Below are 18,896 nucleotides of genomic sequence, written 5' to 3' on the forward strand. Positions count from 1 at the left end.
CGCTGGCAGCATTGCCGCTCGAAAAGGGGGCGGGCATGACAAGAAAGATGGTTTCGATCCTGGTTGCCGGGATCGCGATGTTCGGCGCGGTATCGCCGGCCGATGCGAAATGGCTTCGCGCCGACACCGGCAATTTCATCATCTATAGCGAAGGCAATGAAAAATCGCTTCGCGATTTCGCCGTCACGCTCGAGCGCTTCGACATGACGCTTCGCCTTCGTTTCAAACAGTCCGGCGAAAGGGATCCCAATCGCCTCACCATCTATCTCGTCAAACATGCCGACGATGCCGGGGCGCTGATGACCGGCAAGTCCGGCTCGATGATCGCAGGATTCTACACCCCCCATCCGGAGGGCAGCTACGCCGTCTCGAACCGCGACAGCAACTTCATCCAGGGAACGTCGGAAGCGCAGCAGACGCTGTTTCACGAATATAGCCATCATTTCATGATGCGGTATCTGCCGGCCGCCTTTCCGGCGTGGTTCGTCGAGGGCTTCGCCGAATATCTGTCGACCGTCGACTTCACCGCGGACGGCAAGGCGAAGATCGGCAACCCGCCCCAGCAGCGCGCCTACAGCCTGCTCAGGACGCCGGAGATTCCAGCGGAAACCCTGCTCTTTCAGCGCCCCGGCGAACTGCGCGACGCAGCCAAGATCGACGGCTATTACGGTCGCTCCTGGCTGCTCACCCATATGCTCTTCAGCGATCCCGCGCGCGACGGTCAGCTCAGCGCCTATATCGATGCGATCAACAGCGGGGTCGATCCCAAGGAAGCGGCGACCAAGGCGTTCAGCGACCTGAAGCAGCTCGACCGCGATCTCAACCGCTATATGAGCCGACGCCTGTCGGTTCGCCTTACCAACGACCCCGTCCCGGTCGCGGGAGAGGTCGCCATAACCCCGCTGTCGGCCGCCGCCGATGCGATGCTGCCGCTGCAACTGGAACGAAAAAGTGCGAAGGACGACCCCGAACGGCTCGCCCCGGTGCGCGACGCGCTTGCGAAGCTGACCGTGCAATACCCCAGCGATGCCGGCATATGGTATGAATTCGCGATGGCGGAATGGGGCATGGGGAAGGAAAAGCGCGACGCCGCCGCGGCGCGCGACGCCGTCGACAAGGCGCTGGCGATCGCGCCGCAGCATGTCGGGGCCAACCTTCTGCTCGGCCGCATGATGCTCGCGGACCTCGCGGAGAAAGACGATGTCTCGGCGGCGGACTGGAACGCCGCGCGCAAACCGATCATCCGCGCGAATCGGGCCGACCCCGACGATCCGGCCCCGCTCTTCGCTTATTACCGGAGTTTTGCCGACGAAGGGGTCGCGCCGCCGCCGGTCGCCGTCGACGGCCTCGCGCACGCGTTCGAACTCGCGCCCGAAAATATGCAGACGCGCATCAGCTACGCCTATGCGCTGGCCGCGCAGGGGCAGGTCGACACCGCGATCCGGCTCGCGAAAGTCGTCGCTTTCGATCCGCATGATCGCGGCGACGGCCTCGGCCTTCTCGAACAGCTCGAAGCCATGCGGAGGGGTGGACGGAAGGACGCGCCGGCGTCGGCCGAGCCGGCCGACGATGGTCAATAATCGGGTTCGGCACCACCGAGAACCTGCTCGGCCTGCCCGGTCAGCCACGCCATCGCCGCCGCCCAGGGCTGGTGCCCGTGGCTGATCCGCGCGACGCCGAGCGCCGCGAGTTCCTTGTGCGTCGGCCCTGCTTTCGAGCGCAATATATTGACCGGCAGCGGCGAGGCTTCGCAGATCGCGCCGATGCAGCGCGCATCGCCGAGGAAGGGCACGAACAGCGATCCCGCCCCCGCATCGGCATAGGCCCGTGCGCGTTCGAGCGTCGCGGCGATCAGCGCATCGCCGTCCTTCGCGGCATCCCGTCCGCGAAACACGTCACAGCGCGCGTTGACGAAAATGCCGGTGTCGGCGGCGGCGCGGTAGCGTGCCTGCGCCTCGGTGATCGCGAGCAGTTCGCTCCGGCCGGGCAGCCGGTCCTCCATGTTGATCCCCGCCGCACCCGCCGCTTTCGCGCGGCCGACCGAGACGCCGACCGCCGCCGGATCGGCGCCATAGCCCGATTCCATGTCGATCGTCACCGGCAGGTCGGTGACCGACAGGATGCGAGCCAGATTCTCGAACACATCCTCGATCGGGAAATCCTCGCCGTCGGCGCGCCCCTGCGCGCCCGCGACGCCGAAGCTGCCGGTCGCGATCGCCTTGGCGCCGGCCGCCGCGACCGCCTTCGCGCTTCCCGCGTCCCAGATATTGACGAGAATCAGCGGATCGCCGGGAAGGTGAAGCGCGCGGAAGGCTGCAATCTTGTCGGTCATTGGATTTCCCTTTTCAGAAGTTCACGCTTGATCGGCAGGCCATAGGCATAGCCGCCGAGCGAGCCGTCGCTGCGCACGACGCGGTGGCACGGGATGAGCACCGCGACATTGTTCGCGCCATTGGCGCTGCCCGCCGCGCGCACGGCCCTGGGCTTGCCGACCGCGGCAGCGATGTCGGCATAGCTGCGCGTCTCGCCCGCCGGAATCTTGCGAAGCTCGCGCCACACGGCTTCCTGAAAGGCGGTCCCTTTCACATCGATCGGTATATGGTCGAAACCCTTCACCGGCGCTTCGACCGCGTCGACCACCTCTTTCAGCAGCGCCGCGAAATCCGCGCCGCCCTCGACCAGTTCGGCGGCCGGGAAGCGATCCTCGAGCGCTTCGCGCCCTTCGTCGAAGCTCAGGCGGCACACACCCTTCGCGGTCGCCGCGACGAGCATGTCGCCAAGGCTGGTCGGCACCACCGCCCAATGGATCGTCGCGCCCTTGCCGCCGTTCACCCAGGCCGAAGCCGTCATGCCCATGCGTCCCTCCATATGCCCATAGAAACGCGACGGCCCCGAAAAGCCCGCGTCATAGATCGCGTCGGTCACCCGCGTGCCGTCGCTCAGCGCCTGCCGCGCCCGCTCCTCGCGCAGCGCGCGGGCATAGGCGGCAGGCGACAGCCCGGTGTGACGGGTGAAGACGCGCTGGAAATGCGTCGGCGAATAGCCGGTGCGCGCGGCGAGGTCGGCGAGCGCGAGCGGCTCCTCGCTCGCCTTGATCGCCGCGATCGCCGCGAGCACCGCGCCCTCGTCGCGCGCGACATCGTCGGGCAGGCAGCGCTTGCAGGGCCTGAGGCCCGCGTCGCGCGCCGCCGCGCCGTCGGCGAAGAAGCGGACATTGCCGCGCGCCGGATGGCGCGCCGCGCAACTCGGCCGGCAATAGATGCCGGTCGTCAGCACGCCGGTCACGAAGCGCCCGTCGAGCGCGCGGTCGCGGCGCAGCACCGCGGCCCAGCGATCGTCGTCGGTCATGGTTTCCGGGGTCATGGTTTCGGCATTCATGGTCTTTCCTTTCCTAAGGATCTTGCCCTCCCATTGCCATGGCTTCGATGCATGCGCGTCCCGATGCTTGCGCTCAAAGCGGCATCAAACCGTATTACTGTATTATATCATTGACTCACCTAAGGAGATGGGCCAGTTTCCGGCCTCCTTGGGGAGCAGGCCATGGCGACCATCGACGCATCCTTCACGCCCGCGCGCCCGGCGCGCCGGATCGACTGGCTCGGGCGGTCGGCAACCTTCTGCTATCTGTCGATCGCGGCGGGACAGCTTCTGTTCACCGCCTTCATCCTGCTCTTCTATTACCCCTCGTCACTCTCGGGCCATTTCGAACGCTGGAACAGCAAGCCGCTGATCACCGGCTTCGTCGCCGGCGACACGATGGGCAATCTTTTCTTCGCGGGCCATGTGCTGATGGCGGCGGTGATCAGCTTCGGCGGACTGGTGCAACTCGTTCCCGCGATCCGCGGCCGCTGGCCAGCAGTCCACCGCTGGAACGGGCGGCTCTATCTGGTCTGCGCGCTCGCGCTGTCGCTCGGCGGGTTATGGCTCGTCTGGGGGCGCGGATCGTGGATGAACCTGACCGGCGCCTTCGGCATCTCGCTCGATGCGCTGCTGATCCTCGCTTTCGCAGCGCTCGCCTGGCGCAGCGCCCGCGCGCGCCGCTTTGCCGAGCATCGCCGCTGGGCGATCCGGCTGTTCGCGGTCGCAAGCGCGGTCTGGTTCATGCGCGTCGGCTATATGGCGTGGGGCATCGCGACCGGCGGCGCCGGGATCGGCGACGCGATGGACGGCCCTTTCGATCTCTTTCTCGCCTTCGCCAATTCGCTGCTGCCGCTGGGTGTCGCCGAGCTTTACCTCCGCGCCGGCGCGCGCGGAACGCCTACGGCGAAAAAGGGCGTCGCGGCGCTGCTCGCGGTGGGCGGGATCATCATCCTCACCGGCAGCACGGGGGCGTGGATGATGATGTGGAGCCCGTACCTCTAGCTTGCCTTCCGATCATCAGCGGTTAGGGTCCGCGCCATGACCCGCTTCCTCGCGCTCCTTCTCGCCCTGCTCACCGTCACTCTCGCGCTCCCGGCCCGCGCCGCCGACGATATCAGCGCCGCGTCGCGCAGCGTCGTGCGCGTTGTCACCGTCGCGATGGTCGATGGCGAGGTCGTCGGCTTCGGCCATGGCAGCGGCATCGCCATTTCGCCGACGCGTATCGTCACCAACGCGCATGTCGTCGAATCGGCGGTCAAATATCCAAACAATGTCGCGCTCGGCGTCGTCCCGTCGGAAGGGCAGAAAAGCTATGCCGGCAAGCTGATCGCGATCGACACCGAACGCGACCTCGCGCTGATCGAGATCAGCGGAACGCGGCTGCCCGCCGCCGCGGTCTATTCGGGGCCGCTCGATTCGGGCGCCGACGTCGTCGCGCTCGGCTATCCGGGCAATGTCGACCTTGCGACCGCGCGCAGCGCCGCCGATTACATCACCCCGCGTACGCCGGTGCGCAGCGAGGGCAATCTGTCGAACACGCAGGCTGTCGACGGGGTCGCGATGCTCGTCCACACCGCAAAGATCTCACGCGGCAATTCGGGCGGCCCGCTCGTCGATCAGTGCGGGCGCATCGTCGGCATCAACACCGCGATCACCCGCGCCGACGACGGCGATTCGCCCTTCGCCTTCGCCATCTCGACGCGCGAACTCGCGCGCTTCCTCGGCGACGCCGGGCAGTCCTATGGCGCGATCGGTTCGCCCTGCCTGTCGATGGCGGAGGCCGACGCACGCGACCGCGCGGCGCTCGACGCCGATGCGCGCAAGACCGCCGAGGCGAATGCCGCGAAGGACGCCGCCGCGGCGCTCGACCGCCAACTCAAGCAGGCACGCGCCGAAGAAGCTGCGCTCGACGCGCGCGAGAACCGCATCGCGCTTGCGGGCGTGCTGTTCGTGATCGGCGCGCTGTCGGCGGGGGCGGCGATGCTCTTCTATAGCCAGCAGAAGATGCGCAACGCGAAGATCGCTGGCGGGGCCGGCGCCGCGCTCATCCTCGGCGCCGCGGTGCTGTTCGTCACCCGCCCCGACGCACATGCGGAGGTCAAGGACGAGGCGGCCGCGCCCGCGACGCCCGACGCGCCGAAGATCGCCGAGGGCAATTATCTCTGCACGATCCGCCCCGACCGCAGCCGCATCACCGTCTCGTCGACCACCGACGTGCCGGTGAAGATCGCGGCGAACGGCTGCGTCAACGACCGCACCCAATATGCCATGGGGGCGGACGGCCATTGGCAGCGCATTCTCGTCCCCAATGAGGAAGCGACGGTGACGGTCGCCTCGATCGACCCGACGGGCAAGGAATATCGCGTCGACCGCTATCTGCTCGACGCCGACACGATGGCAAAGGCGCGCGAGATTCGCGCCAGCGTGACGCTGAAGAGCTGCACCGCCGATGCCGATGCACTCGCGGGGCTGGCGACGCAGCAGGAAGCGATCCGCGCCGTGCTGCCCCCGACGCCCAACGAGCGGCTGGTCTATCAGTGCCAGAAGGCGGCGGCGGCGCCTTGACGTGACCCGTTAAAAGCATGGACGTGTCCCCGCAAAGGCGGGAACCCATCTCCCGTCGGTTCAGAACGGCGCCGAGTTTTTTCTTCACGAGCTGATCGCGCTTCAGTTCCCGCGCGCCCTGAACCGCACCACCCGGCGCTCGCTTCAGGAACGCGCCCACAGCGGAAAGGTCGCGATCAGGAACGCCAGCAGCAGGCCCGCCATGCCGAGGTCGGAGATCATCGCGACATTCTCCGAAAAGCCGCGGTCCTTGCCGGTGACGTGCAGCGCGCCCGCCATCGCATAAAAGAGCATCCCCGCGATCGCCATCGGCGCCACCCATTCGGGGCGCTTGATCGACGCGATCGAGATCAGCCCGATGGTGAGGTTCCAGAAGCCGAGCTCCTGCGCGAGCGGGAAGGCCGCCTTGTCGGTGACGCCGAAAATCCCGGTCGCGGTCAGTTCGGGCTTCACGATCTGCCGCGCGCCCGCGATGAACAGGCGGACGCCGACGCCCCAGAAGACGAACCATTTGCCGATCAGCACCCACAGGCCCGCGCTCCCGCCGCCGGTCCAGCGTTCGATCAGCACCGATGCCGCCGGCAGCACCAGCATGGTCAGCAGAACAACGGTCAGATGCATCGTCCCCTCCCCCCAGTCCTTGTTTATCCCCCGCACGCCTTGAACAGCATCAGCGTCCGCTCGCGCGCCGCTTCGCTGCTCGGTTCGTGATAATCCTTGCGCCGGTCGCTGTTGAAACCGTGCCCCGCCTCATAGACGAAAATCTGCGCGGTCGGATGCGCTTTCGCGATCAGCGCCTCGACGCCCTCCATCGGAATGCCGCCGTCGAAGCGGCCGAAATGGGCGATCGCCGCGCAGGCGGGCGGCTGATCGGCGAACTGGGTCGGGACGAGGCTGCCGTAATAGGCCGACGCCGCCGCAAGGTCGGGGCTGATCTGCGCCATCCGCCACGCCACCGAGCCGCCATAGCAATAGCCGGTGATGAAGACCGGCCCCTTCCCCTTGAGCGCGTCGATGCAGGTTTGCGCGTCCTTCAGGCTCTGCTCGAACGGGTGGAGCTTTCGCGCCAGTTCCACCGCGCGCTCGAACTGCGGCCCCGAATAGTCGCTCTCGAACCCCGGATGCTCGCGGTCGAAGAGGGCCGGCGACAGCACCTCATAGCCGTCGGCGGCATATTCGTCGCAAAGCTCGCGGATATGGTCGGTGACCCCGAAGATTTCCTGGATCAGGACGAGGCCGCCGCGCCGTTCGCCCTCGGGCTGGACATGATAGACCGCAATCTCCGCGCCATCGTCCATCGTCATGCGAATCATTTCGCCCATACACTTCCCTCTCTTCCATTCGTGCTGAGCTTGTCGAAGCACCGTTCTTGCCTAGCCGGTGTTTGAAGAAAGAACGGCACTTCGACAAGCTCAGTGCGAACGGACGCGGGAGGGTGCTCGATTCCACCCACCCTCGCCTTGCATTGCAGCAAAATCGTTGCTACGCGCGCCGCGACTTTGCAGCGGGGGCATCTTCGGAGGCCGTGAAAAATCCGCGCAGCCATCCCCCTCGGGATCGTAGAGAAGGACTTTCGCGCGTGGAGAATTCCGGCGGCATTCAGGGCAACATCACGGCGGGCCTCGCGGGCCGCTATGCCAGCGCGCTGTTCGATCTGGCGCGCGAATCGAACGCGATCGACGCGGTTGCGGGGAGCCTCGGCACCCTCAGCGTCGGCCTGACCGATTCGGCCGACCTTTCGGCGCTGATCGCGAGCCCCGTCGTCAGCCGCACCGACGCCGCCAAAGCGATCGAAGCGGTCGCCAAGGCACTGAAGCTCGATTCGCTGACCGCGAAGTTCCTCGGCGTGCTTGCCGAGAATCGCCGCCTCGCCGATCTCCCCGGCATGATCGCCGCCTTCAACGCGATCGTCGCCGACCATCGCGGCGAAGTGACCGCGAAAGTCACCAGCGCGCATCCGCTCACCGCCGAGCAGGTCAAGGCGCTGACCGCGAACCTCAAATCCCGTGTCGGCCGCGACGTCACCGTCGCGACGACCGTCGATCCCGCCATTCTCGGCGGCCTCGTCGTCCAGCTGGGCAGCCAGTTGATCGACGGCAGTATCCGTACCCGTCTCAATAGTTTCGCGCAGGCGATGAAGGGCTGAAAGCCCATACGCCCCAATGCCCCGATGAAAGGCTGAATAATGGAAATCCGCGCCGCTGAAATCAGCAAGGTCATCAAGGACCAGATCGCCAATTTCGGCACCGACGCCACGGTCAGCGAGATCGGCTCGGTGCTGTCGGTCGGTGACGGCATCGCCCGCGTCCACGGCCTCGACAATGTCCAGGCCGGCGAGATGGTCGAATTCGCCAATGGCGTGAAGGGCATGGCGCTCAACCTCGAAGCCGACAATGTCGGCATCGTGATCTTCGGCTCGGACTCGGAGATCAAGGAAGGCGACACCGTCAAGCGCACCGGCACGATCGTCGACGTTCCCGTCGGCAAGGGCCTGCTCGGCCGCGTCGTCGATGGCCTCGGCAATCCGATCGACGGCAAGGGCCCGATCAAGGCCGACAAGCGGATGCGCGTCGAGGTTAAGGCGCCGGGCATCATCCCGCGCACCTCGGTCCACGAACCCGTGCAGACCGGCCTCAAGGCGCTCGACGCGCTCGTCCCCGTCGGCCGCGGCCAGCGCGAGCTGATCATCGGCGACCGTCAGACCGGCAAGACCGCCGTCGCGATCGACACCTTCATCAACCAGAAGGAAGCCAACAAGGGCGACGACGAATCGAAGAAGCTCTATTGCATCTACGTCGCCGTCGGCCAGAAGCGCTCGACCGTCGCGCAGATCGTCCGCCAGCTCGAAGAAAATGGCGCGATGGAATATTCGATCGTCGTCGCCGCGACCGCGTCGGAACCCGCGCCGCTTCAGTATCTCGCGCCTTACACCGGCGTGACGATGGGCGAGTTTTTCCGCGACAACGGCATGCACGCCGTGATCGTCTATGACGATCTTTCCAAGCAGGCCGTCGCCTATCGTCAGATGTCGCTGCTGCTCCGCCGCCCGCCGGGCCGCGAAGCCTATCCCGGCGACGTCTTCTATCTCCACAGCCGCCTGCTCGAACGCGCCGCGAAGATGAACGCGGACAATGGCTCGGGTTCGCTCACCGCGCTGCCGATCATCGAAACGCAGGCGGGCGACGTGTCGGCCTATATTCCGACCAACGTGATTTCGATCACCGACGGCCAGATCTTCCTCGAAACCAACCTGTTCAACGCGGGTATCCGCCCGGCGATCAACGTCGGCCTGTCGGTGAGCCGCGTCGGCTCGGCCGCGCAGACCAAGGCGATGAAGAAGGTGTCGGGCTCGATCAAGCTCGAACTCGCGCAGTATCGCGAGATGGAAGCCTTCGCGCAGTTCGGTTCGGACCTCGACGCCTCGACGCAGAAGCTGCTCAATCGCGGCGCGCGCCTGACCCAGCTTCTCAAGCAGCCGCAGTTCCAGCCGATGCCGTTCGAGGAGCAGACCGCGTCGATCTTCGCCGGCACCAACGGCTATCTCGACAATGTCGGCACCGCCGACGTCTCGCGCTACGAACAGGCGATGCTTGCCTATCTGCGCAGCGATCATGCCGAGGTGCTGAAGACGATCCGCGACACCAAGGACCTGGGCGACGACGCCAAGAAGGGTCTGGTCGCGGCGCTCGACGCCTTCGCCAAGATTTTCGCGTAATCCACCCACCTCGTCACCCCGGCGAAGGCCGGGGTCTCGACGGTGAGATCCCGGCCTTCGCCGGGATGACAGATTAGAGAGTGTAGACGGGACTTATGGCCAGTCTGAAGGAACTCAAAGGGCGGATCGTCTCGGTCAAATCGACCCAGAAGATCACCAAGGCCAAGAAGATGGTCGCCGCCGCCAAGCTGCGCAAGGCGCAGGCCGCGGCCGAGGCCGCGCGCCCCTATGCCGAGCGGCTCGAAGGCGTCGTCGCCAGCCTGGCGTCGAAGGTCGGCGCGTCGGATTCGGCGCCGAAGCTGCTCGCCGGCACGGGCAAGAGCGACACGCACCTGCTCGTCGTGCTCAACAGCGACCGCGGCCTTGCCGGCGCGTTCAACTCGAACATCGTCAAGGCGGCGCGCGACAAGGCGCTGGAGCTGCAGGCCGAGGGCAAGAAGGTTCTCTTCTACCTCATCGGCCGCAAGGGCCGCCCGGTGATCGCGCGCCTGTTCGCCGGCCAGATCATCGAGCAATATGACACGACCGGCATTCGCGACATCGGCTTCGAGCAGGCGCACGACATTTCGGCGAAGGTGATGGAGCTTTACGAAGCCGGCGCCTTCGATGTCGCGCATCTCTTCTATTCCAAATTCCGCTCGGCGCTGCTTCAGGAAGCGACCGGCCAGCAGATGATCCCGGTCCCGCCGCCCGGGGACGTTCCGGCATCGAGCGGCGCGGCTGTCGAGTACGAGCCCGACGAGGAAGCGATCCTCGCCGACCTGCTCCCGCGCAACATCACGATCCAGATTTTCAAGGGCCTGCTTGAAAACGCCGCGTCCGAACAGGGTGCGTCGATGACCGCGATGGACAATGCGACGCGCAACGCGGGCGAGCTGATCAACAAGCTGACCATCATTTACAACCGCACGCGTCAGGCGGCGATCACCACCGAACTTATCGAGATTATCGCGGGTGCGGAGGCGCTCTAGGAATCATGCTTGCACGCATCTTTTTGGTCGGACTGACGATCGTATCGAGTGCAGCAAGCGCACAGGACATCAAACAACCAACTGCGAAGGAGTTAGAAGAAGCAATCAGGCGGGAACAATCAGGATTTGCTCTATTCCTTGAGGAAGGCGCATTTCCAGATACGACCAGCTACATTGAAAGGGTTCGCACCCATAAATGTCGCAAGGTCGAAGCAACTCGGCGATTTATATGTAGGGTAACCTACCGAACGCGAGGTGGCCGCACGAAAACGCTTCGGAATTTGGTTGTTGAAAGAATGGACACGGGGTGGGCAACGGTCGTCCCCGATACGAACAAGTAGAGACATCGAAGGCAAGGATACGAACATGGCTACCGCTCCCGCTGAAAAGAAGGCTCCCGCCAAAAAGGCCGCCGCGCCCAAGGCTGCTGCGCCGAAGAAGGCCGCCGCCCCCAAGAAGGCAGCGCCCGCCGGCGCCGCCACGGGCCGCATCGCCCAGGTCATCGGCGCCGTCGTCGACGTCCAGTTCACCGGCGAACTGCCGGCGATTCTGAACGCGCTCGAAACCGACAACAACGGCAACCGCCTCGTCCTCGAAGTCGCGCAGCACCTCGGCGAGAACACGGTTCGCACGATCGCGATGGACGCGACCGACGGCCTGACCCGCGGCCAGCCCGTGACCGACACCGGCGCCCAGATCTCGGTTCCCGTCGGTCCGCAGACGCTCGGCCGCATCCTCAACGTCATCGGCGACCCGATCGACGAACGCGGCCCGATCAACGCCACCGCGACGGCCCCGATCCACGCCAAGGCCCCCGAATTCGTCGACCAGTCGACCGAAACGAGCATTCTCGTCACCGGCATCAAGGTCATCGACCTGATCGCGCCTTATGCGAAGGGCGGCAAGATCGGCCTGTTCGGCGGCGCGGGCGTCGGCAAGACCGTGCTGATCCAGGAACTGATCAACAACATCGCCAAGGGCCACGGCGGCACCTCGGTGTTCGCGGGCGTCGGCGAACGCACCCGCGAAGGCAACGACCTCTATCACGAATTCCTCGACGCCGGCGTCATCGCCAAGGACAAGGACGGCAACCCGACCCCCGAGGGATCGAAGGTTGCGCTGGTGTTCGGCCAGATGAACGAGCCGCCGGGCGCCCGCGCCCGCGTCGCGCTGTCGGGTCTGACGATCGCCGAATATTTCCGCGATCAGGAGGGCCAGGACGTGCTCTTCTTCGTCGACAACATCTTCCGCTTCACCCAGGCGGGTTCGGAAGTGTCGGCGCTGCTCGGCCGTATTCCTTCGGCCGTGGGCTATCAGCCGACGCTGTCGACCGACATGGGCGCGCTGCAGGAACGCATCACCTCGACCAACAAGGGGTCGATCACCTCGGTTCAGGCGATCTACGTTCCCGCGGATGACTTGACCGACCCGGCGCCGGCAACTTCGTTCGCCCACCTCGACGCGACGACGACGCTCAACCGCGCGATTTCGGAACTCGGCATCTATCCGGCGGTCGACCCGCTCGATTCGACGAGCCGCGTGCTGACCGCCGCGATCGTCGGCCAGGAGCATTATGAGACCGCCCGCCGCGTTCAGGAAACGCTGCAGAAGTACAAGTCGCTGCAGGACATCATCGCGATTCTCGGCATGGACGAGCTCAGCGAAGAAGATAAGCTGGTCGTCGCCCGCGCGCGCAAGATCCAGCGCTTCCTGTCGCAGCCGTTCCACGTCGCCGAAGTCTTCACCAACATCCCCGGCAAGTTCGTGGCGATCGAAGACACGGTGAAGTCGTTCAAGGCGGTGGTCGACGGCGAATATGACCACCTTCCCGAAGCAGCCTTCTACATGGTCGGCGGCATCGAGGAAGCAGTCGCCAAGGCCGCCAAGCTGGCCGCCGACGCGGCGTAAATCGAATTCCCCTCCCGCTTGCGGGAGGGGTTAGGGGAGGGCCTGTCGGGGAACAGGCCTTTCACCGAACCGGAACACACCCTCCCCCGACCCCTCCCGCAAGCGGGAGGGGGGAGATTGAAGAATGGCCCTGAAGTTCGAACTCGTCACCCCCGCCCGCCTCGAGCGGTCGAGCGACGTCTATATGGTCACCGTACCGGGCAGCGAGGGCGATTTCTCGGTGCTCGAAGGCCACGCGCCCTTCATGGCGACGCTGCGCAACGGCCCGCTGACCATCTATGCCACCAGCGGCGCGGCGCCCGAGACGATCGAGGTCGAAGGCGGCTTCGCCGAAGTCAACGAAGCCGGCCTCACCGTCCTCGCCGAGCATATCGCGGGCTGATCGGGCGGATCGCATCGAATCAAAAAGGGGGCTTCGGCCCCCTTTTTTCATACACCGGCGTCAACCGCCCGGCGGGCCATAATCCCAATCATGCGCCTTGCTGCCGTCCATCAGCGAAATCCGGGCCTTCAGCCGGTCGCCTTCGCGCCAGTAACGGATGCGCTGCGGATAATCATGCGCCGGGTTGGCGAACTCGATCATCCGCTCCCCCGCCGCGACCATCGGGAATTCGGCGGCGGGGCGTCCGAACGGCTGCGCGAAGAAGGCGAGCGTCCCGTCCGCCTTTCGCATGATCCGCGTGTGCTCGAAAATGCCGAGACCATCGCCCTTCCCGATCCGCGCAGCGCCGATCATGATGCCGCCGCGCGGTGGGGTCCAATATTCGTCGGCCCAGCGATTTTCGGATGCCGTCTGTTCCCACGCCCCCGCCATCCAGCCCGGAAGCGGCGCCGAGACGTCCGACGCCGCGGCGGCGCCCGCCGTAGCCAAGGCTACCAACACCATGATCGCCTGTCGCATCGATACTCTCCTTCGCATTGCACCGTAAAATATCGCCCCGCGCGAGCAGCAAGGACAGGTTAAAGCTAATTTTACCATATTTCGTCTAGGCCGAATGCTGGCCCATGACCTATTTCGCACAGGATATCGCCGGACTGGCTCTCGGCACGCTCGTCGCGGCGCTGGTCTTTATCCTTCCCGCTTTTGCCGGCGTCCTGCTGTTCGAACGGATCGGCCGCACACGTGGCTTTCGGGGGATCGACAGCGGATGGCAGCGGGTCGGCTGGGCACTGATCCTTGCGCTGGCGATTCTCCCGGCATTCGATGCACTGTTCATTCGCGCGATCGGCATCGCCGGGACGTTGACCGTGCACGCCGCGCTGGTTCTGGCCGCAGCACCGCTCTATCGACGCCCCGCGCTTCGGATCGGCTGGCCCTTCGCCGCGCTGGCACTACTCTGGTGGCTTCTCCTCGCCGTGGCGGTCGTCGACGTCGATATCGGCGACCGGCTCCATCAGAGCCTCGTCACCTTCGACATGGTCAAACATGCCGCGACGATCGAAAGCATCGCGCAATATGGCCTGCCGCTCCACGACCCCTTCTACGCACGCGCCGAACCGGCGGGCTATTATTATTACTATTATATCTGGGGGGCGCTGGTTCGCTGGATCGCGGGCGGGCTGGTCGACGGCCGCATGGCCTTTGCCGCCACCGCCTTCTGGTCGGGCCTGGCCTTCGTCGCGCTGCTGTGGCGCGTCGCGAAGGATGCGGACCTGATCCGCATCGGCCGCGATCGCCGCTTCCTGCTGATCGCCGCGCTGCTGTGCTTCGCGACCGGGCTCGATCTGGTGCCGACGCTGCTCGACTATCTCGCGACCGGCGCCGCAGCCCGGCAGGTCGATTATTGGAACGAAGAAATTCGTTTCGCGCTCACGTCGATGATGTGGGTTCCCCACCATCTGGGCGGCTTCATCGCGGCCTGGTGCGGCGTCCTGCTGCTGCAGCGCGCCGCGACGCCGCCATCACCGCGCTTCGTTCTGGCAGGGCTCGCCGGGATCAGCTTTGCAACCGCGTTCGGCATGTCGGCGTGGATCGCGCTCGGCGCGGCCCCCGCGCTTCTGCTCTGGGTGCTTCTCGAAGGACGCCGGGGACGACCGCAACTGCTGCTGCTCGCGGCCGTCTCGGCCCTCGTCGCGCTGCTCTTTGCCGTACCCCAGTTTATGGACCTGCTGCACGGGCGGGTGAGCGACGGGATGCCGGTCAAATTCTGGATTCGCCGCGTCAGCGGTTTTCAGTACGACGGCGCGGGCACGCCGCAGGCCCTGCTCGTCCTCGCGCTGCTGCCGATCGGCTATGCTCTCGAGTTCGGCCTTTTCGCGCTGGGCGGCAACCTCTATCTCCGCCTCTACGGGCGATCGAAGCCGGCAGGGTCCGCGACGCGGAGGCCGATCCGAAGCTTTCTGCTGATCGGCTTTCTGACCTCGCTGCTGATCGTCAGCTTCGTCCGGTCGAGCATCATCAACAATGATCTTGGCTGGCGCATCATCTGGTTCGCGCAGTTCGCCGCGATGATCTGGACCGCGGCGGTGGTCCAGAGCATGGCGCCGCAATCGCCTTTCGGCACGGCCGGTCGGGGCATTCTGCGGCCCGGGGCGATAGGGTGGATCTTCCTGTTCATCGGGGTCGCGGGCAATGGCTGGGACATGGCCGGCCTGCGCGTGAAGTTCCCCGATCCCGGCGCGACCTTCCCCGGTCCGGTCAACCGGCAGCCGCTGGACGATATGGCGCAGCGCCGGGCCTACGATTGGGCCAACGATCATCTGCCGCACCGGGCGATCCTCCAGCATAATCCGGCGCAGCTTTATCGCATTTTCGATTTCGGCCTTTATGGCCGCAACCGCGTCGCGCTGGCCGATGGCGCAGCGAATCTGTTCGGGGTCAGCGCTGCCATGGCGCAACATCGCCGCGATGCGATCCGTCCGATTTTCGAGCAGCGGCTGAAGCCAGCCCGAATTGCCGGCGTCGCGCGCGCGAATCGCATCGACTATCTGCTCTTCGTCACCGTCGATCCGGTGTGGAAAGCCACCGGCGGCCCGCCCTCGGGGCTTCGCTGCCTCTACAGAAACGAGCGCGCGTGCATCGTCGACGTCGCGTCCATCGCCAAAGGGGCCTCCGATTAAACAGCTTGCTTCCCTCCTGCTGACGCTGACACTGGCGGTCGCGGCCGGATTCATCCTCTATGTCGGCCTCACCCGCTCGCCCCTGTTCGCCGGAATTTCGATCCTCTTCTATCGCGGCCTGATCCTGTGCGCGCTGTCCGCCATGCTGGTGATGGCCGCCATGGCGTTGCTGCGCCGGCAGCGGTTCGACCTCGCCACGATCGTTGCGGCGGGGGCGTTGTCGCTCAGCTTCAACATCTGTTTCCTGATCGTCCTGCCGGTGACGCTCGACCGTTCGATCAGCGTCTTCATGCTCGCCCAGATCGAACAGCATCAGGACGAAGCGCTGGATAGCCGGCGGATCACCGATATCTTCGTCCGGAAATATGTCGGCGACATGCGGCAGATGGACCGGCGGATCGCCGAACAGACGGCGTCGGGCAATATCGTGACGGTCGATGGCCATGTCCGCCTGACCGATCAGGGCCATCGCTTCCTGGCGCTTTCGCGCACGCTGGCGCGATTGTTCGGAACCGACCCGCGCTTCGTGGGCCTCGCCCCTGCCGCGCCACCCGACGCCCCCGCCGCGTCCCCGCATTAGGAGATTATCAAAGTTTCCCTTTTATTCACCTTGGCCGTTGGGGGTTCGTCCGCGCGGCGCGCGGCAATGTCCAAAATGTTGATTTGAAGCAGGACAAAGCGAATGAGTGCATTCGGACGCCGACCCGGAACCGCTGGCCGCCCCGCCTTTGGCGTGGCGAAGCCGATGCAGACGGGCCCCGGAATGGGCGGCTCGCAATTCCCTGCGATCGACACACCCGCGGCCGAAGCGCCGCCGACTATTCCGGCGAACCTGACCCCCGAACAGGAAGCGATGGAGCGGCTGAACCAGCGCTCGACCGCCGAAATGGCCGAGCCCGAAAAGGCGCAGGGCTTCGAGGCGTCGGTCCACAAGATCAAGGAACAGGTGCTGCCGCGCCTGCTCGAGCGCGTCGACCCCGAAGCCGCAGCGACGCTGAGCAAGGACGAGCTGACCGAGGAATTCCGCCCGATCATCCTCGAAGTGCTCGCCGAGCTGCGCATCACCTTGAACCGCCGCGAACAGTTCGCGCTCGAAAAGGTGCTCGTCGACGAGTTGCTCGGCTTCGGCCCGCTCGAAGAGCTGCTCTCCGACCCCGACATCAGCGACATCATGGTAAACGGGCCGTATCAGACCTATATCGAACGCAAGGGTCAGCTCGTCATCGCGCCGATCCAGTTCCGCGACGAACAGCATCTCTTCCAGATCGCGCAGCGCATCTGCAACATGGTCGGCCGCCGCGTCGACCAGACGACGCCGCTCGCCGACGCCCGTTTGAAGGACGGCAGCCGCGTCAACGTGATCGTGCCGCCGCTCAGCCTTCGCGGCACCGCGATCTCGATTCGTAAATTCTCGGCCAAGCCGATCACGCTCGACATGCTCTGCCAATGGGGCGCGATGAGCCAGAAGATGTGCACCGCGCTGAAGATCGCGGGCGCCAGCCGCTTCAACATCGTCATCTCGGGCGGCACCGGCTCAGGCAAGACCACTATGCTCAACGCCCTGTCCAAGATGATCGACCCCGGCGAGCGCGTGCTGACGATCGAGGACGCCGCCGAGCTGCGGCTCCAGCAGCCGCACTGGCTGCCGCTCGAAACGCGCCCCGCGAACCTCGAGGGCAATGGCGCGATCCACATGGGCGACCTCGTCAAGAACGCGTTGCGTATGCGTCCCGACCGTATCATCATGGGCGAGGTTCGCGGCGCGGAGTGTTTCGACCTGCTCGCCGCGATGAACACCGGCCACGACGGATCGATGTGCACGCTCCACGCGAACAGCCCGCGCGAATGCCTCGGCCGTATGGAGAATATGGTGCTGATGGGCGACATCAAGATTCCGAAGGAAGCGATCTCGAAACAGATCGCCGATTCGGTCGACCTGATCGTCCAGATCAAGCGCCTGCGCGACGGCTCGCGCCGCGTCACCAACGTCACCGAGGTGATCGGCATGGAAGGCGACGTCATCGTCACCCAGGAACTGTTCAAGTTCGAATATCAGGACGAGGACAAGGACGGCAAGATCATCGGCGAATATCGCGCGATGGGCCTGCGCCCCTATACGCTGGAAAAGGCGCGCCAGTTCGGGTTCGATCAGCCCTATCTGGAGGCTTGCCTCTAATTCCGTCGTCATTGCGAGCGAAGCGAAGCAATCCAGAGCCCGCGTAAACCGCTCTGGATTGGCAATGACGCGAGAATCAGCCCTTCAGCGCAAACGCCGCCGCGAACAGCGCCACCGTGACGCTGACCAGCGCGATGCCGCGCCACGGCATGAAACCGACCGCATCGACGTCGCGCCGGTGACGGCGGCGGTAATCGGCGACCTCGGCGACCACCGCGAGCACGGCACTGACTGCGCTCACCGTCAGCATCGACCCTTGCATTGATGCGCATCCCTTCGCAAACAGGGGGCTTCTTCTCCCCCGGAAAGAAGGTGCCCATATGCGTCCGCTGATCCTCGTTGCAAGTGCTCTCGTCGCCCTCGCGGCGCCCGCCCTCGCCGAAAGCCCGAACGGCGGCCCGATCGCTCCCGCTATCGCGGACGCGGTGGGCGCCTCGACACGCACCCCCGCCAATGTCGCGCGCGACCGTTATCGCCACCCCGCCGAAACCCTCGCCTTCTTCGGCGTGAAGCCCGGCGACACGGTCGTCGAGCTGTGGCCGGGCGGCGGCTGGTACACCGAAATCCTCGCGCCGCTGTCGAAGGCGGGCGGCGGCACGCTCTACGCCGCGGCGCCCTGGGAAAAGGGCCTCAATCGCATCCGCGAATGGCAGGGCGCGAAGCCCGATCTTTATGGCGCGGTCAAACTCGCCGAATTTCCCGCGACCGGCGCCGGGCCGAAAGTGCCCGATGGCAGCGCCGACGTCGTGCTGACCTTTCGTAATGTCCACAACTGGCGATTCGGCGGCACCGACAAGACCGGCGAAGCCTTCCGGCAGATCTATGCGATGCTGAAGCCCGGCGGCGTGCTGGGCGTCGTCGATCACCGCCTGCCCGAGGAGATGGATTCGACGCTTGAGGAAAAGAGCGGATACATGAAGCGCTCGTCGGTCGTCGCCTTCGCCGAAGCCGCGGGCTTCAAGCTTGCCGGCGAAAGCGACGTCAATGCCAACCCCAAGGATACGCACGATTATCCGGGCGGCGTGTGGACGCTGCCGCCATCGCTGGCGCAGAAGGACGCCGACCGGGATAAATATCTGGCGATCGGCGAATCGGACCGCATGACGCTCAAATTCGTGAAGCCCGCGCCCTGAAACATCTC

General features: G+C 65.5%; 18 protein-coding genes. 12 read left to right on the forward strand and 6 right to left on the reverse strand.

What is annotated here, in order from left to right; translation table 11 throughout:
- Window positions 1-35 precede the first annotated feature (35 nt).
- Window positions 36-1,580, forward strand: coding sequence for a hypothetical protein (locus tag ACVENA_RS17070; protein ID WP_449326342.1), 1,545 nt, complete (start codon window positions 36-38; stop codon window positions 1,578-1,580).
- Here the strand turns inward: ACVENA_RS17070 and ACVENA_RS17075 are convergent.
- Window positions 1,574-2,332, reverse strand: coding sequence for an isocitrate lyase/PEP mutase family protein (locus ACVENA_RS17075; protein WP_449326343.1), 759 nt, complete (start codon window positions 2,330-2,332; stop codon window positions 1,574-1,576). The two genes, ACVENA_RS17070 and ACVENA_RS17075, sit on opposite strands and share 7 nt — an antisense overlap.
- Window positions 2,329-3,378 carry a bifunctional DNA-binding transcriptional regulator/O6-methylguanine-DNA methyltransferase Ada gene (gene ada / locus ACVENA_RS17080; protein ID WP_449326344.1) on the reverse strand — a complete coding sequence of 350 codons (1,050 nt, stop codon included), beginning with the start codon at window positions 3,376-3,378 and terminating at the stop codon, window positions 2,329-2,331. Before ada ends, ACVENA_RS17075 begins: the two co-directional genes overlap by 4 nt.
- 162 nt (window positions 3,379-3,540) lie before the next feature.
- Between ada and ACVENA_RS17085 the strand changes: the two genes are divergently transcribed.
- Together ACVENA_RS17085 and ACVENA_RS17090 are read left to right on the forward strand one after the other, a co-directional pair.
- Window positions 3,541-4,362, forward strand: coding sequence for a DUF2306 domain-containing protein (locus ACVENA_RS17085; protein WP_449326345.1), 822 nt, complete (start codon window positions 3,541-3,543; stop codon window positions 4,360-4,362).
- Between the two features lie 36 nt (window positions 4,363-4,398).
- Window positions 4,399-5,925, forward strand: a complete 1,527-nt coding sequence (locus tag ACVENA_RS17090; RefSeq protein ID WP_449326346.1) for a S1C family serine protease — start codon at window positions 4,399-4,401, stop codon at window positions 5,923-5,925.
- A gap of 144 nt (window positions 5,926-6,069) precedes the next feature.
- Here the strand turns inward: ACVENA_RS17090 and ACVENA_RS17095 are convergent, their stop codons facing one another.
- Entirely contained in the window at window positions 6,070-6,546 is a 477-nt protein-coding gene (locus ACVENA_RS17095) for a hypothetical protein (RefSeq protein WP_449326347.1), read from the reverse strand.
- Between the two features lie 23 nt (window positions 6,547-6,569).
- Window positions 6,570-7,247 (reverse strand): dienelactone hydrolase family protein, encoded by a 678-nt coding sequence (locus tag ACVENA_RS17100; RefSeq protein ID WP_449326348.1) that lies wholly within the window; start codon window positions 7,245-7,247, stop codon window positions 6,570-6,572.
- Window positions 7,248-7,504: 257 nt separating this feature from the next.
- Between ACVENA_RS17100 and ACVENA_RS17105 the strand changes: the two genes are divergently transcribed.
- From ACVENA_RS17105 to ACVENA_RS17125, 5 genes are all read left to right on the forward strand, one after another.
- Entirely contained in the window at window positions 7,505-8,071 is a 567-nt protein-coding gene (locus tag ACVENA_RS17105) for a F0F1 ATP synthase subunit delta (protein WP_449326349.1), read from the forward strand.
- A 39-nt stretch (window positions 8,072-8,110) separates the two neighbouring features.
- Window positions 8,111-9,640 carry a F0F1 ATP synthase subunit alpha gene (atpA, locus tag ACVENA_RS17110; protein WP_449326350.1) on the forward strand — a complete coding sequence of 510 codons (1,530 nt, stop codon included), beginning with the start codon at window positions 8,111-8,113 and terminating at the stop codon, window positions 9,638-9,640.
- Window positions 9,641-9,735: 95 nt separating this feature from the next.
- The gene (locus tag ACVENA_RS17115) at window positions 9,736-10,611 is read left to right on the forward strand and encodes a F0F1 ATP synthase subunit gamma (RefSeq protein ID WP_449326351.1); all 876 of its coding nucleotides are present in this window, start codon (window positions 9,736-9,738) and stop codon (window positions 10,609-10,611) included.
- 366 nt (window positions 10,612-10,977) lie between these two features.
- Window positions 10,978-12,519, forward strand: a complete 1,542-nt coding sequence (gene atpD / locus ACVENA_RS17120) for a F0F1 ATP synthase subunit beta (RefSeq protein ID WP_329629631.1) — start codon at window positions 10,978-10,980, stop codon at window positions 12,517-12,519.
- Window positions 12,520-12,643: 124 nt separating this feature from the next.
- A complete protein-coding gene (locus ACVENA_RS17125) occupies window positions 12,644-12,901 on the forward strand; it encodes an ATP synthase F1 subunit epsilon (RefSeq protein WP_257545358.1) in 258 nt (85 codons plus the stop codon).
- Window positions 12,902-12,961: 60 nt separating this feature from the next.
- On the opposite strand, the gene ACVENA_RS17130 is transcribed toward ACVENA_RS17125, so the two are convergent.
- Window positions 12,962-13,420: a DUF6265 family protein gene (locus tag ACVENA_RS17130; RefSeq protein WP_449326352.1), complete on the reverse strand. Its 459-nt coding sequence runs from the start codon at window positions 13,418-13,420 to the stop codon at window positions 12,962-12,964.
- 104 nt (window positions 13,421-13,524) lie between these two features.
- Here ACVENA_RS17130 and ACVENA_RS17135 point away from each other — a divergent pair, with 104 nt between their 5' ends.
- The 3 genes from ACVENA_RS17135 to ACVENA_RS17145 all read left to right on the forward strand — a co-directional run bounded on the left by ACVENA_RS17135 (window position 13,525) and on the right by ACVENA_RS17145 (window position 17,755).
- Complete coding sequence (locus tag ACVENA_RS17135; protein WP_449326353.1) at window positions 13,525-15,579, forward strand: hypothetical protein; 2,055 nt, start codon at window positions 13,525-13,527, stop codon at window positions 15,577-15,579.
- Between the two features lie 142 nt (window positions 15,580-15,721).
- A complete protein-coding gene (locus ACVENA_RS17140; protein ID WP_449326354.1) occupies window positions 15,722-16,159 on the forward strand; it encodes a hypothetical protein in 438 nt (145 codons plus the stop codon).
- 102 nt (window positions 16,160-16,261) lie between these two features.
- Window positions 16,262-17,755: a CpaF family protein gene (locus ACVENA_RS17145; protein ID WP_449326355.1), complete on the forward strand. Its 1,494-nt coding sequence runs from the start codon at window positions 16,262-16,264 to the stop codon at window positions 17,753-17,755.
- Between the two features lie 76 nt (window positions 17,756-17,831).
- On the opposite strand, the gene ACVENA_RS17150 is transcribed toward ACVENA_RS17145, so the two are convergent.
- A complete protein-coding gene (locus ACVENA_RS17150; protein ID WP_449326356.1) occupies window positions 17,832-18,005 on the reverse strand; it encodes a hypothetical protein in 174 nt (57 codons plus the stop codon).
- A gap of 70 nt (window positions 18,006-18,075) precedes the next feature.
- Between ACVENA_RS17150 and ACVENA_RS17155 the strand changes: the two genes are divergently transcribed.
- Window positions 18,076-18,888: a class I SAM-dependent methyltransferase gene (locus ACVENA_RS17155; RefSeq protein WP_449326357.1), complete on the forward strand. Its 813-nt coding sequence runs from the start codon at window positions 18,076-18,078 to the stop codon at window positions 18,886-18,888.
- Window positions 18,889-18,896: the final 8 nt, after the last annotated feature.

The sequence above is a fragment of the Sphingopyxis sp. 550A genome (assembly GCF_053569535.1).

Excerpts from the sequence above, each read along its gene's own strand:
- atpA (WP_449326350.1), top strand. The coding sequence starts at position 8,111 with ATGGAAATCCGCGCCGCTGAAATCAGCAAGGTCATCAAGGACCAGATC.
- ACVENA_RS17135 (WP_449326353.1), top strand. The coding sequence starts at position 13,525 with ATGACCTATTTCGCACAGGATATCGCCGGACTGGCTCTCGGCACGCTC.
- ACVENA_RS17150 (WP_449326356.1), bottom strand. The coding sequence starts at position 18,005 with ATGCTGACGGTGAGCGCAGTCAGTGCCGTGCTCGCGGTGGTCGCCGAG.
- ada (WP_449326344.1), bottom strand. The coding sequence starts at position 3,378 with ATGAATGCCGAAACCATGACCCCGGAAACCATGACCGACGACGATCGC.
- ACVENA_RS17090 (WP_449326346.1), top strand. The coding sequence starts at position 4,399 with ATGACCCGCTTCCTCGCGCTCCTTCTCGCCCTGCTCACCGTCACTCTC.
- ACVENA_RS17145 (WP_449326355.1), top strand. The coding sequence starts at position 16,262 with ATGAGTGCATTCGGACGCCGACCCGGAACCGCTGGCCGCCCCGCCTTT.
- ACVENA_RS17085 (WP_449326345.1), top strand. The coding sequence starts at position 3,541 with ATGGCGACCATCGACGCATCCTTCACGCCCGCGCGCCCGGCGCGCCGG.
- ACVENA_RS17070 (WP_449326342.1), top strand. The coding sequence starts at position 36 with ATGACAAGAAAGATGGTTTCGATCCTGGTTGCCGGGATCGCGATGTTC.
- atpD (WP_329629631.1), top strand. The coding sequence starts at position 10,978 with ATGGCTACCGCTCCCGCTGAAAAGAAGGCTCCCGCCAAAAAGGCCGCC.
- ACVENA_RS17155 (WP_449326357.1), top strand. The coding sequence starts at position 18,076 with ATGCGTCCGCTGATCCTCGTTGCAAGTGCTCTCGTCGCCCTCGCGGCG.
- ACVENA_RS17115 (WP_449326351.1), top strand. The coding sequence starts at position 9,736 with ATGGCCAGTCTGAAGGAACTCAAAGGGCGGATCGTCTCGGTCAAATCG.
- ACVENA_RS17130 (WP_449326352.1), bottom strand. The coding sequence starts at position 13,420 with ATGCGACAGGCGATCATGGTGTTGGTAGCCTTGGCTACGGCGGGCGCC.
- ACVENA_RS17100 (WP_449326348.1), bottom strand. The coding sequence starts at position 7,247 with ATGGGCGAAATGATTCGCATGACGATGGACGATGGCGCGGAGATTGCG.
- ACVENA_RS17140 (WP_449326354.1), top strand. The coding sequence starts at position 15,722 with ATGCTGGTGATGGCCGCCATGGCGTTGCTGCGCCGGCAGCGGTTCGAC.
- ACVENA_RS17075 (WP_449326343.1), bottom strand. The coding sequence starts at position 2,332 with ATGACCGACAAGATTGCAGCCTTCCGCGCGCTTCACCTTCCCGGCGAT.
- ACVENA_RS17095 (WP_449326347.1), bottom strand. The coding sequence starts at position 6,546 with ATGCATCTGACCGTTGTTCTGCTGACCATGCTGGTGCTGCCGGCGGCA.
- ACVENA_RS17125 (WP_257545358.1), top strand. The coding sequence starts at position 12,644 with ATGGCCCTGAAGTTCGAACTCGTCACCCCCGCCCGCCTCGAGCGGTCG.